At 71.6% G+C, this 22533-nt stretch carries 17 protein-coding genes; 10 read left to right on the top strand and 7 right to left on the bottom strand.

Annotation, left to right across the window (positions count from 1 at the left end; translation table 11 throughout):
- The first annotated feature begins 30 nt into the window (after positions 1–30).
- The 3 genes from ABZ851_RS34500 (at position 31) to ABZ851_RS34490 (ending at position 2725) form a co-directional block, all read left to right on the top strand.
- Positions 31–759: a phosphoribosyltransferase family protein gene (locus ABZ851_RS34500; protein WP_361136272.1), complete on the top strand. Its 729-nt coding sequence runs from the start codon at positions 31–33 to the stop codon at positions 757–759.
- Positions 760–1052: 293 nt separating this feature from the next.
- On the top strand, positions 1053–1742 hold the full coding sequence (raiA, locus tag ABZ851_RS34495; RefSeq protein WP_129296074.1) for a ribosome-associated translation inhibitor RaiA: 690 nt from the start codon (positions 1053–1055) through the stop codon (positions 1740–1742).
- 230 nt (positions 1743–1972) lie between these two features.
- Positions 1973–2725, top strand: a complete 753-nt coding sequence (locus tag ABZ851_RS34490; RefSeq protein WP_361136269.1) for a response regulator transcription factor — start codon at positions 1973–1975, stop codon at positions 2723–2725.
- A 128-nt stretch (positions 2726–2853) separates the two neighbouring features.
- Here ABZ851_RS34490 and ABZ851_RS34485 read toward each other — a convergent pair whose 3' ends face one another.
- Together ABZ851_RS34485 and ABZ851_RS34480 are read right to left on the bottom strand one after the other, a co-directional pair.
- The gene (locus ABZ851_RS34485; protein WP_361136267.1) at positions 2854–4083 is read right to left on the bottom strand and encodes a crosslink repair DNA glycosylase YcaQ family protein; all 1230 of its coding nucleotides are present in this window, start codon (positions 4081–4083) and stop codon (positions 2854–2856) included.
- A 181-nt stretch (positions 4084–4264) separates the two neighbouring features.
- Positions 4265–4915 carry a GNAT family N-acetyltransferase gene (locus ABZ851_RS34480; RefSeq protein WP_361136265.1) on the bottom strand — a complete coding sequence of 217 codons (651 nt, stop codon included), beginning with the start codon at positions 4913–4915 and terminating at the stop codon, positions 4265–4267.
- A 252-nt stretch (positions 4916–5167) separates the two neighbouring features.
- Here ABZ851_RS34480 and secA point away from each other — a divergent pair, with 252 nt between their 5' ends.
- Complete coding sequence (secA, locus tag ABZ851_RS34475) at positions 5168–7993, top strand: preprotein translocase subunit SecA (RefSeq protein ID WP_336051939.1); 2826 nt, start codon at positions 5168–5170, stop codon at positions 7991–7993.
- 191 nt (positions 7994–8184) lie between these two features.
- Here the strand turns inward: secA and ABZ851_RS34470 are convergent, their stop codons facing one another.
- On the bottom strand, positions 8185–8853 hold the full coding sequence (locus ABZ851_RS34470; RefSeq protein WP_361136262.1) for an Rv3235 family protein: 669 nt from the start codon (positions 8851–8853) through the stop codon (positions 8185–8187).
- Here ABZ851_RS34470 and ABZ851_RS34465 point away from each other — a divergent pair.
- From ABZ851_RS34465 to ABZ851_RS34450, 4 genes are all read left to right on the top strand, one after another.
- Positions 8852–9067, top strand: a complete 216-nt coding sequence (locus ABZ851_RS34465) for a hypothetical protein (protein WP_361136260.1) — start codon at positions 8852–8854, stop codon at positions 9065–9067. The two genes, ABZ851_RS34470 and ABZ851_RS34465, sit on opposite strands and share 2 nt — an antisense overlap.
- 262 nt (positions 9068–9329) lie before the next feature.
- Positions 9330–9836, top strand: a complete 507-nt coding sequence (locus tag ABZ851_RS34460) for a hypothetical protein (protein ID WP_361136258.1) — start codon at positions 9330–9332, stop codon at positions 9834–9836.
- Positions 9837–9941: 105 nt separating this feature from the next.
- Complete coding sequence (locus ABZ851_RS34455; protein ID WP_361136256.1) at positions 9942–10607, top strand: HAD hydrolase-like protein; 666 nt, start codon at positions 9942–9944, stop codon at positions 10605–10607.
- A 423-nt stretch (positions 10608–11030) separates the two neighbouring features.
- On the top strand, positions 11031–15986 hold the full coding sequence (locus ABZ851_RS34450) for an NAD-glutamate dehydrogenase (protein ID WP_361136254.1): 4956 nt from the start codon (positions 11031–11033) through the stop codon (positions 15984–15986).
- Between the two features lie 88 nt (positions 15987–16074).
- Here the strand turns inward: ABZ851_RS34450 and ABZ851_RS34445 are convergent, their stop codons facing one another.
- Both ABZ851_RS34445 and ABZ851_RS34440 read right to left on the bottom strand, forming a co-directional pair.
- Positions 16075–16872 carry an ABC transporter ATP-binding protein gene (locus ABZ851_RS34445; RefSeq protein ID WP_361136293.1) on the bottom strand — a complete coding sequence of 266 codons (798 nt, stop codon included), beginning with the start codon at positions 16870–16872 and terminating at the stop codon, positions 16075–16077.
- 31 nt (positions 16873–16903) lie between these two features.
- Complete coding sequence (locus tag ABZ851_RS34440) at positions 16904–17839, bottom strand: ABC transporter permease (RefSeq protein WP_336051949.1); 936 nt, start codon at positions 17837–17839, stop codon at positions 16904–16906.
- Positions 17840–17985: 146 nt separating this feature from the next.
- On the opposite strand from ABZ851_RS34440, the gene ABZ851_RS34435 reads away from it, so the two are divergent.
- Positions 17986–18609, top strand: a complete 624-nt coding sequence (locus ABZ851_RS34435) for a TetR/AcrR family transcriptional regulator (protein WP_361136252.1) — start codon at positions 17986–17988, stop codon at positions 18607–18609.
- A 229-nt stretch (positions 18610–18838) separates the two neighbouring features.
- On the top strand, positions 18839–21049 hold the full coding sequence (locus ABZ851_RS34430; RefSeq protein ID WP_361136250.1) for a PIG-L family deacetylase: 2211 nt from the start codon (positions 18839–18841) through the stop codon (positions 21047–21049).
- Here the strand turns inward: ABZ851_RS34430 and ABZ851_RS34425 are convergent.
- Both ABZ851_RS34425 and ABZ851_RS34420 read right to left on the bottom strand, forming a co-directional pair.
- The gene (locus tag ABZ851_RS34425; RefSeq protein ID WP_361136248.1) at positions 21007–21528 is read right to left on the bottom strand and encodes a GtrA family protein; all 522 of its coding nucleotides are present in this window, start codon (positions 21526–21528) and stop codon (positions 21007–21009) included. The genes ABZ851_RS34430 and ABZ851_RS34425 overlap by 43 nt on opposite strands.
- On the bottom strand, positions 21528–22514 hold the full coding sequence (locus ABZ851_RS34420) for a glycosyltransferase family 2 protein (protein ID WP_361136246.1): 987 nt from the start codon (positions 22512–22514) through the stop codon (positions 21528–21530). The genes ABZ851_RS34425 and ABZ851_RS34420 overlap by 1 nt, the downstream gene beginning before the upstream one ends.
- Positions 22515–22533: the final 19 nt, after the last annotated feature.

Here is a 22533-nt window from a genome sequence, read left to right as displayed (position 1 = left end):
GCCGGGCCGCGACGGCGGGACAGTGGAGTCATGCAGGGGGTGTGGCGCGAACTGGCAGGTCTGGTGCTGCCGGTCGACTGCGCGGGGTGTGGCCGGCCGCGTACGGAACTGTGTGCGGACTGTCGCCGGAGGCTGGCGCGGGACGGACGCGGGGCGCAGCGGGTGCGCCCCTGGCCGGGCCCGGCGGGGCTGCCCCGGGTGTGGGCGGGGGCGCCCTACGCCGACGAGGTGCGGGCGGTGCTGCTGGCCCACAAGGAGCGGGGTGCGCTGCGGCTGGCCGGGCCGCTAGGGGTGGTGCTGGCCGGGGCGGTGCGAGGGCTGGGAGTGGCGGGCGGCCCCCAGCTGCTGGTGCCGGTGCCTTCGGCTCGGAGAGCGGTGGCCGGGCGGGGCCATGATCCGGTGCGCAGGATGGCGCTGAAGGCGGCCGGGGAGCTGCGGCGGGCGGGCCTGGGGGCCCGGGTGCTCGATGTGCTGCGGCAGCGTCGCGCGGTGTCCGACCAGGCGGGACTGAGCGCCCGCCAGCGGCTGGCGAATGCCGCCGGTGCACTGGAGGTGCCGGGCCCTGCCGCGAGGCTGCTGGCGGGGCGGCCAGTGGTGCTGGTGGACGATCTGGTGACGACGGGCGCCACCCTCGCCGAGGCGGCCCGTGCGGTCAGGGCGGCCGCCGGCCGGGTGACCGGAGCCGCGGTGGTGGCGGCACCCCGCAGTGCGTTCACCACCGGGCGTGAAGCGAGGGAGTCATTACCACGTGGCAGATAGGCGGGGAGGAAAAGTCACCCAAATGGAGCCGAGGGCTCCGAGGGGGTGCCGACATCCGTCCGGGAGAGCTATGTTCGGTTGTGAGGACTTGGCGAGTGGTTTGCCTCGAATGTCGTGATGAGTGCGTTCAGGGGCGTTTGCGACGACCCTGAAAACGGGGGAGTGGAGAGCCGGTCGTCGGGGGAGGAGGAGGTGAAAGTCGCCAAGTCCGAGGCTTCGGCAACCACCGGAGCCTGGTGCAAGAAGGAATTGCTCCGCCTGATGAGCGGAGCGATCCGGGAACGGAGTTCTGCGTGGACATCGTCGTCAAGGGCCGCAAGACAGAGGTGCCCGAGCGGTTCCGTAAGCACGTGGCCGAGAAGCTGAAGCTGGACAAAGTCCAGAAGCTCGACGCCAAGGTGATCAGCCTGGACGTCGAGGTGTCCAAGGAGCCCAACCCGCGGCAGGCGGACCGTTCCGACCGGGTGGAGATCACGCTCCACTCCCGTGGTCCGGTGGTCCGGGCCGAGGCCGCCGCGGCCGATGCGTACGCCGCACTGGATCTGGCCACCGCGAAGCTCGAGGCGCGTCTGCGGAAGCAGCACGACAAGCGCTACTCGCGTCGCGGCAACGGCCGCATCCCGGCGAGCGAGGTCGCCGTCAGCGTGCCGGACGCCGCGAGCCTGAACACCAACGGCGAACTGGCCGCCGCCGAGGCCGGCCAGACGGTGCCGACCACGAAGATGGGATGCATCGACGTCCAGGGCGAAGGACCCCTGGTCGTCCGCGAGAAGACTCATTCGGCCGCGCCGATGCTGCTCGACCAGGCGCTCAACGAAATGGAGTTGGTCGGGCACGACTTCTACCTCTTCGTCGACGCTGACACCAAGCTGCCGAGTGTCGTCTACCGCCGGCACGCCTACGACTACGGAGTCATTCATCTGAACCCCGACTTGTTCGGGGAGGAGGAGCCCGGCGGCGCAGGCGGCGCGCTGGGTGGCTGAACCCCACTCGCTCGGTGCCCCCGGCGCACGCCGGGGGCACCATCGTGCCCGGAGGGGGCAAGAGTTGAAGCCGTATAGTGTTTGTGCCGACCAGGGAGTATGTGGACACGTAACGGCGACGTGCCGGGGAGGCGGTCGTATGGCAGCGATCGGGCCGGCAGGGGGCTGTTGTCAACCAGCCTTATTTCCAAGCTCTGGCCTCGCGGCCGAGTAGTTGACGGGGAGGACCCATGGGGGACAGTTTCGGGCCCGTACGCGACACCGCGGACGATGACCACGGCGGTGACGACGAGGCCGGCCGGGCCGTGAGTATGCCGCGCAAGGAGCCGATCCGGGTCCTGGTCGTGGACGACCATGCACTCTTCCGGCGGGGGCTGGAGATCGTGCTGGCCCAGGAAGAGGACATCCAGGTTGTCGGCGAGGCGGGGGACGGTGCGGAGGCGGTCGACAAGGCCGCGGATCTGCTGCCCGACATCGTGCTGATGGATGTCCGGATGCCCAGGCGCGGTGGGATCGAGGCGTGCACCTCCCTCAAGGAGGTGGCCCCCAGCGCGAAGATCATCATGCTGACGATCAGCGACGAAGAGGGCGATCTCTACGACGCGATCAAGGCCGGCGCCACCGGCTACCTCCTCAAGGAGATCTCCACCGACGAGGTGGCGACCGCGATCCGCGCCGTGGCCGACGGTCAGTCGCAGATCAGTCCGTCGATGGCGTCCAAGCTCCTGACGGAGTTCAAGTCGATGATCCAGCGTACGGACGAGCGCAGGCTGGTGCCCGCGCCCCGGCTCACCGACCGTGAGCTGGAGGTCCTCAAGCTGGTCGCCACGGGCATGAACAACCGCGACATCGCCAAGGAACTCTTCATCTCCGAGAACACGGTGAAGAACCACGTCCGCAACATCCTGGAGAAGCTGCAGTTGCACTCCCGGATGGAAGCGGTGGTGTACGCGATGCGGGAGAAGATCCTCGAGATCCGGTGATCTGCTGAGCCCGTGAGCCCGTGAGCCCGTGCGTTGGTAAGGGCGGTCGGTCGTGGCCGTCGGTCCGGTGAGTGCGGCCTCGGCGCGCCGGGTGAGCGGGGGCGAGCCCCCGCAGCCCTCCGCCGGTGCTACTGGTCGCCCGTACGGGTGAGTTCCGCGCGCAGTGCGGTGGCCAGCTTCGGATCGTCGCAGCGCTCGATGCGCACCCCGTCGCAGCCGACCCAGGTCGCGGCTTCCCGAAGGGCCCGGGCCATCGGGGCGACGGCCTTGGCATCCCGCATCGAGACCTGGCGGGCGACGAGGGCGGTGCCCTCACGCGCCGGGTCCACCCGGCCCACCAGCCGGCCGCCCGCCAGCAGGGGCATCGCGAAATAGCCGTGAATCCGCCGGGGGCGCGGGACGTACGCCTCCAGCCGGTGCGTGAAGCCGAAGATCCGCTCCGTGCGCGGCCGGTCCCAGATCAGGGAGTCGAAGGGCGAGAGCAGGGTGGTGCGGTGCCGGCCGCGGGGCGGATCGGCCAGCGCGGCAGGGTCGGCCCAGGCGGGCTTTCCCCAGCCCTCCACCTCGACGGGAACCAGACCGGAGTCGGCGATCACGGCATCGACCTGCTCGGCCTTCAGACGGTGGTAGTCCGCGAGGTCGGCGCGCGTGGCCACTCCCATGGCGGCGCCGGCCTGGGCGACCAGGCGGCGGATGCACGTGGAGTCGTCGAGATCGTCGTGGAGCAGGGCGTCCGGGACGGCCCGTTCGGCGAGGTCGTAGACGCGCTTCCAGGCGCGGCGCTCGGTACAGACCACCTCGCCGGTGTCCAGCAGCCACTCCACCGCGATCTTGGTCTCGGACCAGTCCCACCACTCGCCGCCGTTGCGTCCGCCGCCCAGCTCCGAGGTGGTCAGCGGGCCGTCGGCCGTCAGGCGCTCCAGGACGGCGGCGCACGAGCGCTCGCGGTCCTCCATGACGTGCCAGCGGTGGCCCTTGGCGCGCCGGGCGCGACGGCGGAAGGCGAAGTGCGGCCACTCCTCGATGGGCAGGATGCAGGCGGCGTGCGACCAGTACTCGAAGCTGTGGGGCCGTGCCGCGGACGCGCCGGAAGGAGCGGCGGACCAGTAGGCGGCCTCGACGGCGGGGCGGCCGACGGCGCCGAGGCGGGCGTAGGGCACCAGCTCATGGGAGCGGGCCAGCACCGAGATCGTGTCCAGCTGCACCGCGCCCAGATGCCGCAGCACCCCGCGCACCCCGGCCCGCCGGTCCGGGGCGCCCAGCAGCCCCTGGGCCCGCAGCGCCAGGCGCCGGGCGTCGTCGCGGGACAGGGTGGTCACGGGCTGTGGCAGAGGCGGTGGCTGCGTCACGGCGGTCATGCGGCACAGCGTAGGGGCGGGCACTGACAACGGCCCCGGGCACGGGAATCGCCGCTGGTGGTGGCGTTGCCCACGCCCGGGCGCCGCGTGACCGCCGTGCCGCGGCGGGCTGCCCGGCCGGTGCGCCCGGCCGGTGCGCCCGGCCGCTGACCGGCCGGGGCAGGACAGCGGCCGCCGGTCGTCAGCCCGGGTAGGGCAGATACGGGGTCGCATCCGGGCGGCGGGTGCCGGCGCGGCCGGCCGGTGCGCGCTCCCCGGACTCCCTGGCTTGCCCGGACAGGTCAGGCAGGTCGGACGGGAGCAGGGAGCCGATCCAGACGTCCCGGCGGGTGCCCTCGTGCACCGTCTTGGCGCGCAGCGTGCCCTCCATATGGAAGCCGAGCTTGCGGGCCACCGCCCGGGAGCCTTCGTTTCCGGCCTCCGCGTGCCACTCCAGGCGCTCCACCCCCAGAGCGTCGAAGCCCCAGCGCACCACGGCGCGGGCCGCCTCGACGGTGCAGCCGCGGCCGCGGTGCTCCTTGGCGGTCCAGTATCCCAGCTCGGCCTGCCGCTCGGGGGTGTGCAGCCGGTCGAGGCGTACCAGGCCCATCGCGCCCACCAGGGAGCCGTCCGCCCGGGAGACGACGGCGAAGTTGTACGTGGTGTCGTCGCGCCAGCCCTCGGGGACGACCGTGCCGACGAAATGCTCCGCGTCCTCGATGCCGTACGGTGACGGGACACTCGTCCAGCGCGGAATATCGGGCTCCTGGCACGCGGCATGCACCGCGGGCGCGTCGGAGGGCTCGAAGGGACGCAGCACAAGGCGCTCGGTGGCGAGGGTGACGGGCTTCATGACGTGAGTCTGCAAGGTGGCGCGCGGCGTGGCGAAGGGTTTTCCGCGCGATTCCCGGCACCTGCCCGGCACCTTCTCGCGGCCTCGTGCGTTCACGCTGAGGAGGGGACAGCGGGGTTCGCTGCGGCGGACCTCCCGGCCCGGCAGCGTCCTCCTTTACGATGGCCGTTGCGGCGGGGCCTGCCCCCTTGGAAAAATGCCGCGCCCGCGCACTCGACCGTGCAGGCCCGACCGGCAAGGAGACCAGCCCAAGTGTCCGTCTTGACGAAGATCATGCGTGCAGGCGAAGGAAAGATCCTGCGCAAACTGCACCGCATCGCGGGCCAGGTCAACTCCATCGAGGAGGATTTCGCCGCGCTCTCCGACGCTGAGCTGCGGGCGCTCACGGATGAGTACAAAGAGCGCTACGCCGACGGCGAGAGCCTTGATGACCTGCTGCCCGAGGCGTTCGCCACGGTCCGTGAGGCCGCCAAGCGCGTGCTCGGCCAGCGGCACTACGACGTCCAGCTGATGGGCGGCGCGGCCCTTCACCTGGGGTATGTGGCCGAGATGAAGACCGGTGAGGGCAAGACCCTGGTCGGTACCCTCCCGACGTATCTCAATGCGCTGTCCGGCAAGGGCGTCCACCTGATCACGGTGAACGACTACCTGGCCGAGCGCGACTCCGAGATGATGGGCCGGGTCCACAAGTTCCTGGGCCTGACCGTCGGTTGCATCCTCGCCGACATGACCCCGGCCCAGCGCCGTGAGCAGTACAACTGCGACATCACCTACGGCACGAACAACGAGTTCGGCTTCGACTACCTGCGTGACAACATGGCCTGGTCGCAGGACGAACTCGTCCAGCGGGGCCATAACTTCGCGGTGGTCGACGAGGTCGACTCGATCCTCGTCGACGAGGCCCGTACGCCGCTGATCATCTCCGGCCCGGCGGACTCGGCCACCAAGTGGTACGGCGACTTCGCCAAGTTGGTGCGCCGCCTGAAGCGGGGCGAGGCCGCCAACCCGCAGCGCGGCATCGAGGAGACCGGCGACTACGACGTCGACGAGAAGAAGCGCACCGTCGGCATCCACGAGTCCGGTGTCAGCAAGGTCGAGGACTGGCTGGGTATCGACAACCTGTACGAGTCGGTCAACACCCCGCTCGTCGGTTACCTCAACAACGCGATCAAGGCCAAGGAGCTCTTCAAGAACGACAAGGACTACGTCGTCATCGACGGCGAAGTCATGATCGTCGACGAGCACACCGGCCGTATCCTCGCCGGCCGCCGCTACAACGAGGGCATGCACCAGGCCATCGAGGCGAAGGAAGGGGTGGAGATCAAGGACGAGAACCAGACCCTCGCCACGATCACCCTGCAGAACTTCTTCCGCCTCTACGACAAGCTCTCCGGCATGACCGGTACGGCCATGACCGAGGCCGCCGAGTTCCACCAGATCTACAAGCTCGGCGTCGTCCCGATCCCGACGAACCGCCCGATGGTCCGTATGGACCAGGCGGACCTGATCTACCGCACCGAGACCGCGAAGTTCGACGCGGTCGTCGAGGACATCGTCGAGAAGCACGGGAAGGGCCAGCCGATCCTGGTCGGCACCACCTCGGTCGAGAAGTCCGAATACCTCTCCCAGCAGCTCAACAAGCGCGGTGTCGCCCATGAGGTGCTGAACGCCAAGCAGCACGACCGTGAGGCGCCGATCATCGCGCAGGCCGGCCGCAAGGGCGCGGTGACGGTCGCCACGAACATGGCCGGCCGTGGTACGGACATCAAGCTCGGCGGCAACCCCGACGACCTGGCCGAGGCGGAGCTGCGCCAGCGCGGCCTGGACCCGGTCGAGCACGTCGAGGAGTGGGCGGCCGCGCTGCCCGCCGCCCTGGAGCGCGCCGAGGCCGCGGTCAAGGCGGAGTTCGAGGAGGTCAAGGAGCTCGGCGGGCTCTACGTCCTGGGCACCGAGCGGCACGAGTCGCGGCGCATCGACAATCAGCTGCGCGGTCGCTCCGGCCGTCAGGGCGACCCGGGCGAGTCGCGGTTCTACCTCTCCCTGGGCGACGACCTGATGCGGCTGTTCAAGGCGCAGATGGTCGAGCGGGTCATGGCGATGGCCAACGTCCCCGACGATGTACCGATCGAGAACAAGATGGTGACGCGGGCGATCGCCTCCGCCCAGTCGCAGGTCGAGCAGCAGAACTTCGAGACGCGGAAGAACGTCCTGAAGTACGACGAGGTGCTGAACCGCCAGCGTGAGGTCATCTACGGCGAGCGCCGCCGCGTCCTGGAGGGCGAGGACCTGCAGGAGCAGATCACGCACTTCATGGAGGACACCATCGACGCCTACATCCAGGCGGAGACGGTCGAGGGCTTCGCCGAGGAGTGGGACCTGGACCGCCTGTGGGGCGCGTTCAAGCAGCTCTACCCGGTCAAGGTGACGGTCGAGGAGCTGGAGGACGAGGCCGGCGACCGCGCGGGCCTCACCGCCGAGTTCATCGGCGACGCCATCAAGGACGACATCCACGAGCAGTACGCCGCCCGCGAGGAGCAGCTGGGCTCGGACATCATGCGGGAGCTGGAGCGCCGGGTCGTGCTGTCCGTCCTGGACCGCAAGTGGCGTGAGCACCTCTACGAGATGGACTACCTCCAGGAGGGCATCGGCCTGCGGGCGATGGCCCAGAAGGACCCGCTGGTCGAGTACCAGCGCGAGGGCTTCGACATGTTCACCGCGATGATGGAGGGCATCAAGGAGGAGTCCGTCGGCTACCTGTTCAACCTGGAGGTCCAGGTCGAGCAGCAGGTCGAGGAGGTCCCGGTGGAGGAGGCGGCGGAGCCGGCCTCGCTGGACAAGCAGGAGGCGGTGCCCGCGGCTGCCGGGCGTCCGGAGATCCACGCCAAGGGCCTGGAGGCGCCGCAGCGGCCGGACCGGCTGCACTTCTCCGCCCCCAAGGTGGACGGTGACGGCAGCGTCATCGAGGGCGACTTCATCAGCGACGAGGAAGCGGTGCCGGCCCGTTCCGAGTCGGACGGTCTGACCCGTGCCGAGCGTCGCAAGGCCCAGAAGAGCGCCGGGCGTCGCCGTAAGAAGTGAGCGAGGAGGCGGCCCGGGCAGCTGATGCCTTGGGGGGTGTCTCCCCAGCCGTGTGAACGAGGGCGCCCCGGCCGGAGAACGGCCGGGGCGCCCTTGCGCTGCCGGGCGGGTCCGCGCCGACGAGGCGTCGTCCGCAGGCCGGACGGGTCCGCTGCCGGGTGGGGCGTCGTCTGCGCTGCCGGGCGGGCGGGTCAGGACGCCGGGCCGCTGACGGCCGGGGACGGGCCGATGTCGAGGGCGGCGCAGCGCCACCGGGAGTCGGCGCCCAGCTCCAGCCGGAAGGCCAGGGCCCGCAGCCGTCCGTCCGCCGCGATCCGGGCGAAGGCCTCGATGACGCCACGGCACGGCCGGCACAGGCCGCAGTCGCGCACGGTGGGGGCCTCGCCGCGCCGGCCGGACGCCGTGACCGGCCGCAGCGGCGCCTGCGGCGCGAGCTCCGCCAGCCGGTCGTACGCGGCGGGCAGGGCATGCCCCAGCAGGGCGTGGACGGGGCGCTGCCCGCTGAGCGCGAGCACCAGCTGATGGGCGAACCAGTGATGCGGCCGGCTCTCGTGTGCCCGGCGCCGTGCCCCGGCGGTGGGCAGGGGGGCACCGGCCGCGTTCACGGGCGTGGCCGGGGCCGGAGTGCCGGTCCGCCGGCTCGCGGCGGCGGCCAGGGCGGCGGGGCGGCCGGGGCGCGGGCCGCCGCGGGTGGGGCCGCGGCCCGCGGAGCCGGGGCCGCGGTGCCTCGGACCGGTGCCCCGGCCGGGCGCGCCGGGGCCGCTCCCGGCGGGGCCGAGGGGGCGGCGGTCGGTCGGAGTGCGGCGGGTGCGGGCGCGAGGAGCGCCGGCGTCGTCGCCCGGGGTGCCGGTGGAGGGCATGGGGGCGATGCCGGCCGAGGGAGCGGGCGTGGTGCCGGCGGACGCGGCAGGCGTGGGGCCTGCGGACGGAGCGGGCGGAGCGGGCGGCGTGGACGGAGCGGGCGTCCGGGGCCGCTCCGTGTGCTCGCTGCCGGCGGCTGTGGTGGGTGTGGTGTGCGCCGTGGTGCCGTTCGTGCCGGTCATGCTGGTCGCCCCCGTGGTGCCGGGCCCGTGAATTACTGGGCGGTAGCTTTCTTGGTGGGGAACTTCGTATCGGCGCGATCGGGGCGGCAGCAAGGCGCGACGAGGCCGGGATGAGGGGTGCGGCGAGTTCACCCGTCCGTGGTGCGCACCTGCGGCGAGGCCTCGGGAGCGGGGTGGAAGCCGGGCTCCGGGCGGGCGGCCCGGGGGGTGCCGGGGCGGCACGATGGGGGACTCGCGCCCGTATGCTGGCGGGACAATCTTCGGAGTCGAGCGAACGAGCGGAAGCGGCTGCCATGCGCGTCTATGTCCCCCTGACCCTTTCCGGTCTCGCAGAGGCGCACAAGAACGGCGAACTCGGCCCGGGCCCCTTGGACGCGTACGCCGTCACGCCCGCGCTGCGCGAGTGGTACGTCTCCGACGACATCGAGGAGCTGGAGTACGCCGCGCTGAACCGCGCCGCGCAGGCCTCGCTGCGGCTGCTCGCCGGGCACCCGGACCTCGCGCGGCGGCGCGTGGTGGTGGCCGTGGACGTGGCGGACGGCGCCGCCGTGGCGGATCCGGACCGGGGGCTCGACCATTCGTCGCTGGGCGAGGTGCGGGTCGCCGGGCCGGTGCCGTTGTCGAAGGCCGCAGCGGTGCATGTGGATGCAGCGGACGCGGAGGCGGACATCGCGGCGGCCGCGGCGGCGCTGGGCGCGGCGGACCAGGGCGATGACGATGCGCAGTTCACAGTGGACGGCGCGGAGGACCACGACCTGATGTGGTTCGGGGTGCAGGAGATCCCGCATCTGATCGGCTGAGGGCGCCGGTCCGCGGCTCCGGCTCGGCGGATCCGGCGCCGTTGTCAGTGGCGGCGGGTACTTTTTCTTCAGGGGAAACGCACGGGGAACGACGTGGGGGACCACATGGGGAAGCGCGCGACACACATCGTCTGGGACTGGAACGGCACCCTGTTCCACGACATCGACGCCGTCATCGGGGCGACGAACTCCGCCTTCGCGGAGATCGGGCTGGAGCCGATCACCCTGGAGACGTACCGGGACCTGTACTGCGTGCCCATTCCGCGGTTCTACGAGCGGCTGATGGGGCGCCTGCCGACGGACGCCGAGTGGCTGGTGATGGACGAGGCCTTCCACCGCCACTACGACACGCACCGCCTGGGCTGTGAGCTCGCCGAGGGCGTGGAAATGCTCCTGGAGGGGTGGCAGACGGCCGGGCGCAGCCAGTCGATCCTGAGCATGTACGGGCACGACGAGCTGCTGCCGATCGTCCGCGGCTTCGGGATCGAGTCGCGGTTCGTGCGGGTGGAAGGCAGGACCGGGCCGTCCGGGGGCACCAAGAGCGCGCACATGGTGCGGCATCTGGCGGCGATGGAGGGCGTGGATCCGGCGCGTACGGTGGTGATCGGTGACGCCGTGGACGATGCCGTGGCCGCGGGGGACGCGGGCGCGCATGCGGTGCTCTACACGGGCGGATCGCACAGCCGGGGGAGCCTGGCGGCCGCCGGGGTGCCGGTGGTGGACACGCTCGCCGAGGCGGTCGAGCTGGCGGGCGAGATAGCCGTCCAGTGATCGCCCAGGGGGCCTGTTTCCGCAGCCCCGGGGTGCGGGGCGGCATGGACGCCAGGCATATTCCGCCCCGTCGCGCCGTTGTCCAGAAGGTCTAAGTTCGGGCCGAGGATTTGTACGCACAAGGCCCATGACGGCATCCGCGTGGAGAGCGATAGCCTTGCACCGTGATCAGCGCGATAATCCGCGGGGGCATCGAGGCCCCTGCCGTGCGCCCGGGGCACCACCGTGACCGGGCGGCCGCTGGTCTTTGCGGCCGGTACTCCCCGTCGACTTCGTCAAAAACTGTCGATAACGGCACGGCCCTCTCTCATCGCGGCATAGCGTCGACAGCGACAGGACACCTCGCGTCGCGGCGGCGTTGTGCGGCTTCCATCACGTTCTTCCACAACGTCACGCAACGGCGCGCGACAGGAGCCAGAGGACATGCAGACCAAGCTGGACGAAGCCAAGACCGAGCTGCTCGCCAGGGCCGCCCGGGTCGTAGAGAGCAGCCCGGCCGGGGGTAAGCACCCGGTACGGGGGCTCGACCCGGACACCCTTGCGGGATACCTCCAGCGCTACTACCTGCACACCGCGCCCGAGGACCTGACCGGCCGCGACCCGGTCGACGTCTTCGGCGCCGCGCTCTCCCACTACCGCCTCGCGGAGATGCGTCCTCAGGGCACCGCGAACGTCCGGGTGCACACCCCGACGGTCGAGGAGAACGGCTGGACCTGCAGCCACTCCGTCGTCGAGGTCGTCACCGACGACATGCCGTTCCTGGTCGACTCGGTCACCAACGAGCTCTCCCGGCAGGGCCGTGGCATCCATGTCGTGATCCACCCGCAGGTGATCGTCCGCCGTGATGTCACCGGCAAGCTCATCGAGGTCTTCGACTCCAGCTGCGACGCGCACAGCAGGAACGGCAAGGGCGCGAAGCTGCCGCACGACGCGGTCACCGAGTCCTGGATCCATGTCGAGATGGACCGCGAGACGGACCGCGAGGACCTGAAGCAGATCACCGCGGATCTGCTGCGGGTGCTGTCCGACGTCCGTGAGGCCGTCGAGGACTGGGAGAAGATGCGCGCCGCCGCCGGCCGTATCGCCGACGCGCTGCCCGCCGAGCCGATCGCCGACGATCTGCGCGGCGAGGACATCGAGGAGGCCCAGGAGCTGCTGCGGTGGCTGTCCGCCGACCACTTCACCTTCCTCGGCTACCGCGAGTACGAGCTGGCGTCGGTGCCCGGTGAAGGCGGCGTCGACGAGGACGTGCTGACCGCCGTGCCCGGCACGGGCCTGGGCATCCTGCGCGCCGACCCGCCGCACCACGAGAGCGCCGACGGCCACCCCGTCTCGCCGTCCTTCAACCGGCTGCCCGCGGACGCCCGCGCCAAGGCCCGTGAGCACAAGCTGCTCATCCTGACCAAGGCCAACAGCCGTGCCACCGTCCACCGCCCCTCCTACCTCGACTACGTCGGCGTCAAGAAGTTCGACGCCGAGGGCAATGTCATCGGTGAGCGGCGCTTCCTGGGCCTGTTCTCCTCGGCCGCGTACACCGAGTCCGTGCGCCGCGTCCCGGTCATCCGCCGCAAGGTCGCCGAGGTCCTGGAGGGCGCCGGGTTCAGCCCCGACAGCCACGACGGCCGCGACCTGCTGCAGATCCTGGAGACCTACCCGCGCGACGAGCTGTTCCAGACGCCCGTCGACGAGCTGCGGTCCATCGCCACCAGCGTCCTCTACCTGCAAGAACGCCGCCGGCTGCGGCTCTACCTCCGCCAGGACGAGTACGGCCGCTACTACTCCGCGCTGGTCTACCTGCCGCGCGACCGCTACACCACCGCGGTGCGGCTGCGCCTGATCGACATCCTCAAGGAAGAGCTCGGCGGCACCAGCGTCGACTTCACCGCCTGGAACACCGAGTCGATCCTCTCCCGGCTGCACTTCGTCATCCGGGTCGAGCCCGGCGCCAGCCTTCCCGAGCTCACCGACGCCGCCGCCGACCGCCTCGAAAGCCGGCTGGTGGAGGCCGCCCGCTCGTGGGCCGACGGCTTCGGCGAGGCGCTGACCGCCGAGGTCGGCGAGGAGCGCGCCGCCGAGCTGCTGCGCCGCTACGGCCACGCCTTCCCCGAGGGCTACAAGGCCGACAACGGCCCGCGCAGCGCCGTCGCCGACCTCCAGCACCTGGAGAAGCTGACCGGCGAGCCCGGCCAGGACTTCTCCGTCAGCCTGTACGAGCCGGTGGGCGCGGGCCCCGGTGAGCGCCGCTTCAAGATCTACCGCAGGGGCGAGCCGGTCTCGCTCTCGCGGGTGCTGCCCGGCCTGAACCGCCTGGGCGTCGAGGTCGTCGACGAGCGCCCGCACGAGCTGCGCTGCGCCGACTCCACCATCGCCTGGATCTACGACTTCGGGCTGCGGATGCCCGAGCACGTCAAGGGCGACGACGCGCGCGAGCGCTTCCAGGACGCGTTCACCGCGGTGTGGACCGGCGCGGCCGAGAGCGACAACTTCAATACGCTGGTGCTGCGGGCGGGCCTCAACTGGCGCCAGGCGATGGTCCTGCGGGCCTACGCCAAGTACCTGCGGCAGGCCGGTGCGACCTTCAGCCAGACGTACATGGAGGACACCCTCTCCAACAACGTCCACACCACCCGGCTGCTGGTCTCCCTCTTCGAGGCGCGGATGTCCCCCGGCCGCCAGCGGGCCGGCACGGAGCTGACCGACGCCCTGCTGGAGGAGCTGGACGCCGCGCTCGACCAGGTCGCCTCCCTGGACGAGGACCGGATCCTGCGCTCCTTCCTCACCGTCATCAAGGCGACCCTGCGCACCAACCACTACCAGAAGGACAGCCAGGGCCGGCCGCACGCCTACCTGTCCATGAAGCTGGACCCGCAGGCCATCCCCGACCTGCCGGCGCCCCGCCCGGCGTACGAGATCTGGGTGTACTCCCCGAAGGTCGAGGGCGTCCACCTCCGGTTCGGCAAGGTCGCGCGCGGTGGTCTGCGCTGGTCGGACCGCCGGGAGGACTTCCGTACGGAGATCCTGGGCCTGGTCAAGGCGCAGATGGTCAAGAACACCGTCATCGTGCCGGTCGGCGCCAAGGGCGGCTTCGTCGGCAAGCAGCTCCCGGACCCCTCGCAGGACCGGGACGCCTGGCTGGCCGAGGGCATCGCCTGCTACAAGACCTTCATCTCCGGTCTGCTGGACATCACCGACAACCTCGTCGGCGGCGAGGTCGTCCACCCGCAGAACGTCGTCCGGCACGACGAGGACGACACCTACCTGGTCGTCGCCGCCGACAAGGGCACCGCGACGTTCTCCGACATCGCCAACGAGGTCGCCGAGTCGTACGGCTTCTGGCTCGGTGACGCCTTCGCCTCCGGCGGCAGCGCCGGCTACGACCACAAGGGCATGGGCATCACCGCCCGCGGCGCCTGGGAGTCGGTCAAGCGCCACTTCCGCGAGCTGGACCACGACACCCAGACCGAGGACTTCACCGCGGTCGGCGTCGGCGACATGTCCGGTGACGTCTTCGGCAACGGCATGCTGCTCAGTGAGCACATCCGGCTGGTCGCCGCCTTCGACCACCGGCACATCTTCATCGACCCGAACCCGGACGCGGCGACCTCCTACGCCGAACGCCGCCGGCTCTTCGAACTGCCCCGCTCCTCCTGGGCGGACTACAACACCGAGCTGCTGTCCCAGGGCGGCGGCATCCACCCGCGCTCGGCCAAGTCCATCCAGATCAACGCGCAGGTGCGGGCCGCCCTCGGCATCGACGCCGGGGTCAAGAAGATGACGCCCGCCGACCTGATGCGGGCCATCCTCAAGGCGCCGGTCGACCTGCTGTGGAACGGCGGCATCGGGACGTATGTGAAGTCCTCGGCGGAGACCGACGCCGATGTGGGCGACAAGTCCAACGACGCCATCCGGGTCAACGGCGAGGACCTGCGGGTCAAGGTCGTCGGCGAGGGCGGCAACCTGGGCCTGACCCAGCTGGGCCGGATCGAGTTCGCCGTGGCCGGCGGCAAGATCAATACCGATGCGATCGACAACAGCGCCGGTGTGGACACCTCCGACCACGAGGTGAACATCAAGATCCTGCTCAACGCCGTGGTCGCGAACGGCGACATGACCGTCAAGCAGCGCAACAAGCTGCTGGCCGAGATGACCGACGAGGTCGGCGCGCTGGTGCTGCGCAACAACTACGCGCAGAACACCGCACTGGCACTGGCCCTCGCCCAGTCCTCCAGCATGCTCCACGCCCAGCAGCGCTTCATGCGCCGCCTGGTGCGCGACGGCGACCTCGACCGGGCGCTGGAGTTCCTGCCCACCGACCGGCAGATCCGTGAGCGGCTGAACGCCGGGCGGGGGCTGACCCAGCCCGAGACCGCGGTGCTCCTGGCGTACACCAAGATCACGGTCTCCGAGGCGCTGATCCAGACCGGGCTGCCGGACGATCCCTACCTCCAGCGGCTGCTGCACGCCTACTTCCCCTCGGCGCTCCACGAACGCTTCGCCGAGCAGGTCGACGGGCATGCGCTGCGCCGCGAGATCGTCACGACGGTGCTGGTCAACGACACCGTCAACACCGGCGGTACGAGCTTCCTGCACCGGATGCGGGAGGAGACCGGGGCCTCCCTCGAAGAGGTCGTGCGGGCGCACACCGCGGCCCGTGCGATCTTCGGGCTGAACCAGGTCTGGGACGACGTCGAAGCGCTCGACAATGTCGTCGCGGCCGATGTCCAGACCCGGATCCGGCTGCACTCGCGGCGGCTGGTCGAGCGCGGCACCCGCTGGCTGCTCAACAACCGCCCGCAGCCGCTGGAGCTGTCGGAGACCATCGGCTTCTTCGCCGAGCGGGTCGCCGGGCTCTGGAAGGAGCTGCCGAACCTGCTGCAGGGCAGCGACCTGGAGTGGTTCCAGACGATCCTGGAGGAGCTGACCGCCGCGGGCGTGCCCGAGGCGCTGGCCGTCCAGGTGTCCGGCTTCTCGTCGGTCTTCCCGGCGCTGGACATCGTCGCCGTCGCGGACCGGATGGGCAAGGAGCCGCTGGCTGTCGCCGAGGTCTACTACGACCTGGGCGAGCGGCTGCGGATCAACCAGCTCCTCGACCGCATCCTGGAGCTGCCGCGCAACGACCGCTGGCAGTCGATGGCCCGCGCCTCGATCCGCGAGGACCTGTTCGCGGCCCATGCGGCGCTGACCGCTGACGTGCTGTCGGAGGGCAACGGCACCTCGACGCCGGAGCAGCGGTTCAAGGCCTGGGAGCAGGCCAACGCCGCGATCCTCAGCCGCGCGCGGGCGACGCTGGAGGAGATCTACGGCTCGGAAGGGTTCGACCTCGCGAACCTGTCCGTGGCCATGCGCACGATGCGCACGCTGCTGCGCACCCACAGCTGACGCCCGCAGCACGGCTGACGCCCGCAGCACGGCGAACGGCCCCGGAAGCTCATGCTTCCGGGGCCGTTCCCGTTCACCAAGACACCGCCTAGCGGTGCGCCTCGTAGGCCTTGATGACCTCGTCCGTGGGGCCGTCCATGAGGAGTTCGCCGTGTTCCAGCCACAGGGTCCGGTCGCAGGTGTCGCGGATGGACTTGTTGTTGTGGCTGACGAGGAAGACGGTGCCGGCTTCCTTGCGCAGTTCGCGGATGCGGGCCTCGGAGCGCTTCTGGAAGCTGCGGTCGCCGGTGGCCAGGGCCTCGTCGATCATCAGCACGTCGTGGTCCTTGGCCGCGGCGATGGAGAACCGCAGGCGGGCGGCCATGCCGGAGGAGTAGGTGCGCATCGGCAGCGAGATGAAGTCGCCCTTCTCGTTGATGCCGGAGAAGTCGACGATGCCGTCGTAGCGCTCGCGGACCTGTTCGCGGCTCATGCCCATGGCCAGGCCGCCCAGCAGGACGTTCTTCTCGCCGGTCAGGTCGTTCATCAGGGCCGCGTTCACGCCCAGCAGCGAGGGCTGGCCGTGCGTGTAGACCTTGCCGCGCTCGGCGGGCAGCAGGCCGGCGACCGCCTTGAGCAGCGTCGACTTGCCCGAACCGTTGGAGCCGATCAGGCCGATCGACTCGCCCCGGTAGGCGGTGAAGGAGACGCCCTTGACCGCGTGCACCTCGCGCACCCCCGTGGAGGGCTTGCGGCGCACGATGCGGTTCAGCGCCGCGGTGGCGCTGCCCTTGCCCGCGCCGGTGCCGTAGACGCGGTAGACGATGTGCAGATCGTCCGCGATCACCGTGGGGACGCGGGCCTCGGCGGCCTGTGCCGGGCGGGTGCCGTTCGTGTGCTCGGCCATGTCGCTGCCGTTCCTCTGTTCCGTCATGACCTCAGCCACGTCCGTACCGCTCCTCGGCCTTCCAGAAGTACACAAAGCCCACGACACCGGCCAGCAGGGCCCAGCCGGCCGCGAACGCCCAGACGTGCGGCGGCAGCTGGTTCGCCTTGAAGCTGTCGATCAGGGCGAAGCGCATCAGGTCGATGTAGACCGCGGCGGGGTTGCCGTTCAGCAGCATCACCACGAACTGCGGGAGGTGCTTGCCCTGGATGATCAGGCTGATGCTGAACATCACGCCGGAGGCGTACATCCAGGTCCGCATGATGAAGGGCATCAGCTGCGCCAGGTCCGGGGTCTTCGCCCCCAGCCGCGCCATGACCATCGCCAGGCCGGTGTTGAAGACGAACTGCAGCGTCAGCGCCGGGACGACCAGCAGCCACGACCAGGTCGGGACCTGCCCGAAGCAGAGCAGGATGACCGCCAGCACGCCCATGGAGTACAGCAGTTGCTGGAGCTGCGCCAGGCAGAACGAGATCGGCAGGCAGGCCCGCGGGAAGTGCAGCGCCCGCACCAGGCCGAGGTTGCCGGAGATCGCCCGCGTACCGGCCATCACCGAGTTCTGCAGGAAGGTGAAGACGAAGACGCCGGTCACCAGGAACGGGACGAAGTCGTGGACGCCTCGCTTGGTGCCGATCAGCACACCGAAGATCAAGTAGTAGACGGCCGCGTTCAGCAGGGGGGTCAGGACCTGCCAGAGCTGGCCGAGCTTGGCGGTGGTGTACATCGCGGTGAGCTTGGCGCTGGCGAACGAGGTGATGAAGTGCCGCCGGTGCCACAGCTGGCGGGTGTACTCCGGCAGCGAGGGGCGGGCGCCGCTCACCGTGAGGCCGTGGCGTTCGGCCAGCGCGCGCAGCTCGGGATCGGGAGAGGCGCCGGGGGCGGGCGCCCGGGCGGGCGTCGGGGCCGGGGGCGCGAGGGTCTGGGGCATGGAGGAGGCCGCTTTCGCTTGCGTACGGGGGCGGGGGAACGAGAACGGAGCCATACGACGGAACGGGGCCGTATCGTCGCGACGTCGACACTAAAGGGTGCTCACGTCGAAACGCAACCGTAGCGTCGTGACGCTATGCTCGAGGCATGGCACTAGACGGCAGCGGGAACCAGTCCGCGGCGGCGCGCCGGACCCCGGCAGGCGCCGCCGTACTACGCGAGGACAAGACCGAGGCGATCCGTGCCGCGGTCTTCGAGGAGCTTGCCGCGGTGGGTTTCGCCCGGATGTCGATAGAGGGCATCGCACGGCGGGCGGGCGTGGGCAAGACCGCCGTCTACCGGCGGTGGCGCTCCAAGCTGCACCTCGTGCTCGATGTGGTCTCCGCCGTGGCCGCGGCGGGGATGCCGACGCCGGACACCGGCTCGCTGGCCGGCGACGTACGGATGCTGCTGGAGGTCGCGGCCCGGGCGCTGCGGCACCCGATGGCCTCGCAGATCATTCCGGACCTGCTGGCGGAGGCGGCCCGCAGCCCCGAGCTGGCGGGTGCGCTCAAGGCCGCGCTGCACGACAGCCAGGAGGGCGTCGCCACGGCGATGGTGGCGCGTGCCGTCGAACGCGGGGAGATCCCGGCCGGCGCGGACGGCCGGCTGGCCCTGGATCTGCTGACCGGGCCGCTGTACTGGCGGCTGCTGGTCGTCCGCGACGAGGTGCCGCCCGGCTATCTCGATGAGCTGACGGCGGCGGTGGTCAGCGCGCTCGGGGGGCGCTGAGACGGCGGAACGGCGCCGGTGCGGCGCACCCGCGGGCGCGGGACCAGGGACCGGGTGCACCGGGCGGGCGGGCCGCGGGCGCAGGACGGCGGACGGCGGTCCCGGCGGGTGACGGACCGCGCGCCCGGAGGCCGGCCCGCCCCCGCCCCGTACACCCATCGAGTCAAGACGAGTCAAGAGATGTGCCGACACGTGCGCGCGATCGGGCGGGCGCCCGAATACTGAGGGTGTGTCAGCTGCGCGCCCGCCCCATGAGTCCGTGTCCCGCCGATGGCTGCTCCGTGCCACCGGCGCCGGTGTGCTCGCCGCGACGGCGGGCGTGGGCGTCTGGGCCCGGCTGTCGGACGACGGCGCCCGGACGGCCCGCCCCGAGGGCTCCGGGCGGCCTCTGACGGACCCGGCGGACCAGTCCTTCCTGCAGATCATCGCGCATGCCGATGACGGTCTGTACTTCATGAACCCCGATCTGGAGCAGTCGCTGCGCAGCGGGGCGCGCTCGGTCACCGTCTGCCTCACCGGCGGCGAGGCGGACGGCCGTAACGTCAGCCCGCGTGCCCACGACCCCGCCCGGGTTCCCCAGGACCGGGCCGCCTTCTCCCGGGCGCGGGCCAACGGCCTGCGCGCCGCCCATGCCGCGATGGTCACCGGCGACCCGGCCGCCCGCTGGGACGTCGCGGCGCTCTCCCTGCTCCCCGGCCTCGAAGTGGAGATCCAGACGCTGCGCGCCGCCCCGCAGCACCAGCTGATCTTCCTGGGGCTGGTGGAGGCCAGGGCCGTCTGGCAGGGCCGGGCGAGGAGTCTGCGCGGGCTGTGGCTGGGCGCCACCGGCACCCTCCCCACGCTGCGCCCGGCCGGCACCCCCGTGCAGCGGCGCTTCCACTACACCCGCGACCAGGTCATCCAGACCCTGGTGGCGGTGCTCGACCGGGCCGGGCCCACGGTCGTGCGCACCCTGGACCCGAACGCGGTGCACTCCCCGAAGCGGCCGCCGGCCACCGCGGACGGCGACCCCCGCCTGGCCGGGCTGCGCTACTACGACCACCAGGACCACACCGCCTCCGCCCACTTCGCCGAGGCCGCACTGGCCGCCTACGGGGGCCGCGGCCGTCCGGCGATCGTGGAGAACTACCTCGGCTACGAGGACGGGGTGCTGCCCCACGACCTCGACCTCGCCGCCGCCCGCCGCAAGGCCCGGCTGCTGTCGGTCTACGGCTGGGCCGACCACCGCGCCTGCGGCGACCCGGCGGGATGCGGGGACCGCAAGGTGGGCGGCTCGGCGCTCAACGGCAGCTCCCGCAACTGGACCCGCAGCACCCGGCTGCGCGCACCCGGCTCCAACGCCTGGCTGCGCCCGGCCGCGGACGGCCGGCTCACCGCCTTCGCGGTGCTGGGCACCACGGCGTACTGCTGGGCGGAGACCCGGCCGGGCAGCGGGAGCTTCGGCGCGCCGGTGCCGGTCGGCGGTGCGCCGCTGCAGGGGCAGATCCAGGTGGTGCACCGCCCCGGCGGTGCGCTCCAGCTGTTCGCCTCCCGCACCGTGCTGCCGGGCCGCACCGCCGCCCACCGCCGCGAACTGCTGACCGCACCGCAGACCGGCACCACCGCGGACGGCGTGCCCGTCTTCGCGCGCTGGGAGTCGCTGGGCTCGCCGGACCCCGACCCGGTCCGGTCGCTGGAGACCGGCTTCCCGGCGGCGGTGGCCGGCCCGGACGGCACGGTGCATGTCTTCGTCCGCACCTGGGACGGCAATGTCGCCCACCGCGGTGGCCCGCACGGCAGGCACTTCTCGCCGTGGCAGCGGCTGGAGGGGCCGGTCAGCACGCTGACGGCCTCACCGCGGATCGTCGACGGGCTGGATGCCTGCGTGGACTCCGAGGGGCTGATCCATCTGGCCGCGCCGACCGGCGGGACCGTGCAGCACTGGGTGTCGAAGGAGCCGGGGCGCCTCCCGCGGCCGGCCGCGGCCACCGGGCTGCCGCAGCCGGGCGGCCCGGTCAGCCTCGTCCCGGTGGCCGACGGCGCGGTGCGGGCCGTCTTCCGGCGGTCGGTCACCGCCCAGGTCCTGATCGCCGAGCGGCAGCGGATGGCCGGCGCCTGGCGGGTCTCGGCGCGCTGCGCGGCGGTCGGCGGCTACGGGCGGGTGGCGGCGGCGCCGGTCGGCAGCGGGGGCCGGATGGTGCTCGCGGCGCGCGATGACGCGGGTGAGGTACGGATGGCGATGGCCCAGGACGGCGCAGGGCCCTGGCAGCGGGGCCGGGTGGCGCATACGGCGGCGGCCGGCGTCGCCCAGGACGCCGTGGGGCGGGCGGTGGTGGTCGCGCTGGGCCTCGACGGCAGGCTGTACACGGCGCGCCAGATGTCGGTCGGGCCGTCGGTGCGGTTCGGGGGCTGGCGGGCTCAGACGGGCCCGCTGGAGCGGGCGGGCGGCGGTCCGGCCTGAGCGGTGGGACCGGGCTGAGGGGTGGGACCGGCCGGGGTGGCGGAGCCGGTCCGGGCGGAGCGCTCCGCCCGGGTACGGCGCCCGGTCCGGGCGGGCGGGCGCAGGATGCGGCGGGAGAGAAGGTAGCTGAAGGGGAGCGCACACAGCGCCGCCACCAGCGGCGCCACCGTGGTGCTCAGCCGGCACCAGCCCACCAGCGCCACCAGCCCCGCGCTCTGCACCCCGTAGTTGGTGACCTGGGTCAGCGGGAAGAGCAGGAACTTCGTCCAGGTCGGGCGGGTGCGGTAGGTGATGTAGGTGTGCAGGAAGAACGAGCCGGTCATGCTCGCCACGAAGGCAGCGGTGTAGGCCGCGAAGTACGGCAGCAGGTGGTGCAGCGCCAGGTAACAGGCGGAGAACGTCAGGGTGTTGACCCCGCCGACGGCGGCGAAGCGCACGATCCGGCCCCCGGGGCGGCCGGACGTCGGCGAAGCGCGCATCAGCGGGCCCGCGCACCGGCGGTGGCGGAGTCCGCCGGACCGGGGACGGGCGCCGCGGCGGGAACGGCGGCGCTGCTCTCCTTGACCAGGAAGTGCGGCCGCCCCTTGGCCTCGTAGTAGATCCGCCCGATGTACTCGCCGATCAGACCGAGCATCACCATCTGCAGCCCGCCCAGGCCCACGACGATGGCCACCAGCGTCACATACCCCGGCGCGGTGACGCCGCCGACGAGGGCCGCGCCGACGATCCACAGGGTGTAGAGGGCGGCGAGCGAGGCCAGGCCGAGCCCGGCGTAGAGGGCCCGCCGCAGGGGGCGGCAGTTGAAGGAGAGCATGCCGTCGATGCCGTAGTTGACCAGCGAGCCGAGGCGCCACTTCGTCTCGCCGGCCTCCCGGGCGGCGTTGCGGTAGTCGAAGGTGACGGTGTCGAAGCCGATCCAGGAGAACAGGCCCTTGGAGAAGCGGTTGTACTCCGGCAGCGAGAGCAGCGCGTCCACCGCCTTGCGCGACAGCAGCCGGAAGTCGCCCACCCCGTCGGTGAGTTCGACATCGACCCACTTGTTGACGGCGCGGTAGTAGAGCCTGCTCAGCGCCGTCCGCAGCCGCTGGTCGCCGGTCCGGCTGCGCTTGGCGACGACCTGGTCGTGGCCGAGCTGGTAGAGGTCGAGCATCGTCTCGATCAGGCCGGGCGGATGCTGCAGATCGGCGTCCATGAGGATCACCGCGTCGCCGGTCGCCGCCCGCAGGCCGGCCAGTATGGCGGGCTCCTTGCCGAAGTTACGGCTGAAGGAGAGGTAGCGGGTGGTGCCGCGGTGCTGCTGGGCCAGGCCCCGCAGCCGGGCCAGGGTGCCGTCGGCGCTGCCGTCGTCGACGTAACACAGCTCGTACTCGACGGCGAGCCCGGCGAGGACCGCGCGGACCGTCTCGTCGAAACGGCTCAGGACGGCCTCTTCGTTGTAGCAGGGGACGACGATGGAAAGCTTCATGAGCAGGCCTTTTCGCCGG

Origin of the sequence: Streptomyces sp. NPDC047049 (assembly GCF_040643995.1) — a bacterium.
GTDB classification, from domain to species: Bacteria; Actinomycetota; Actinomycetes; order Streptomycetales; family Streptomycetaceae; genus Streptomyces; species Streptomyces mooreae.
This window is presented reverse-complemented; position numbering and strand designations above follow the sequence as displayed.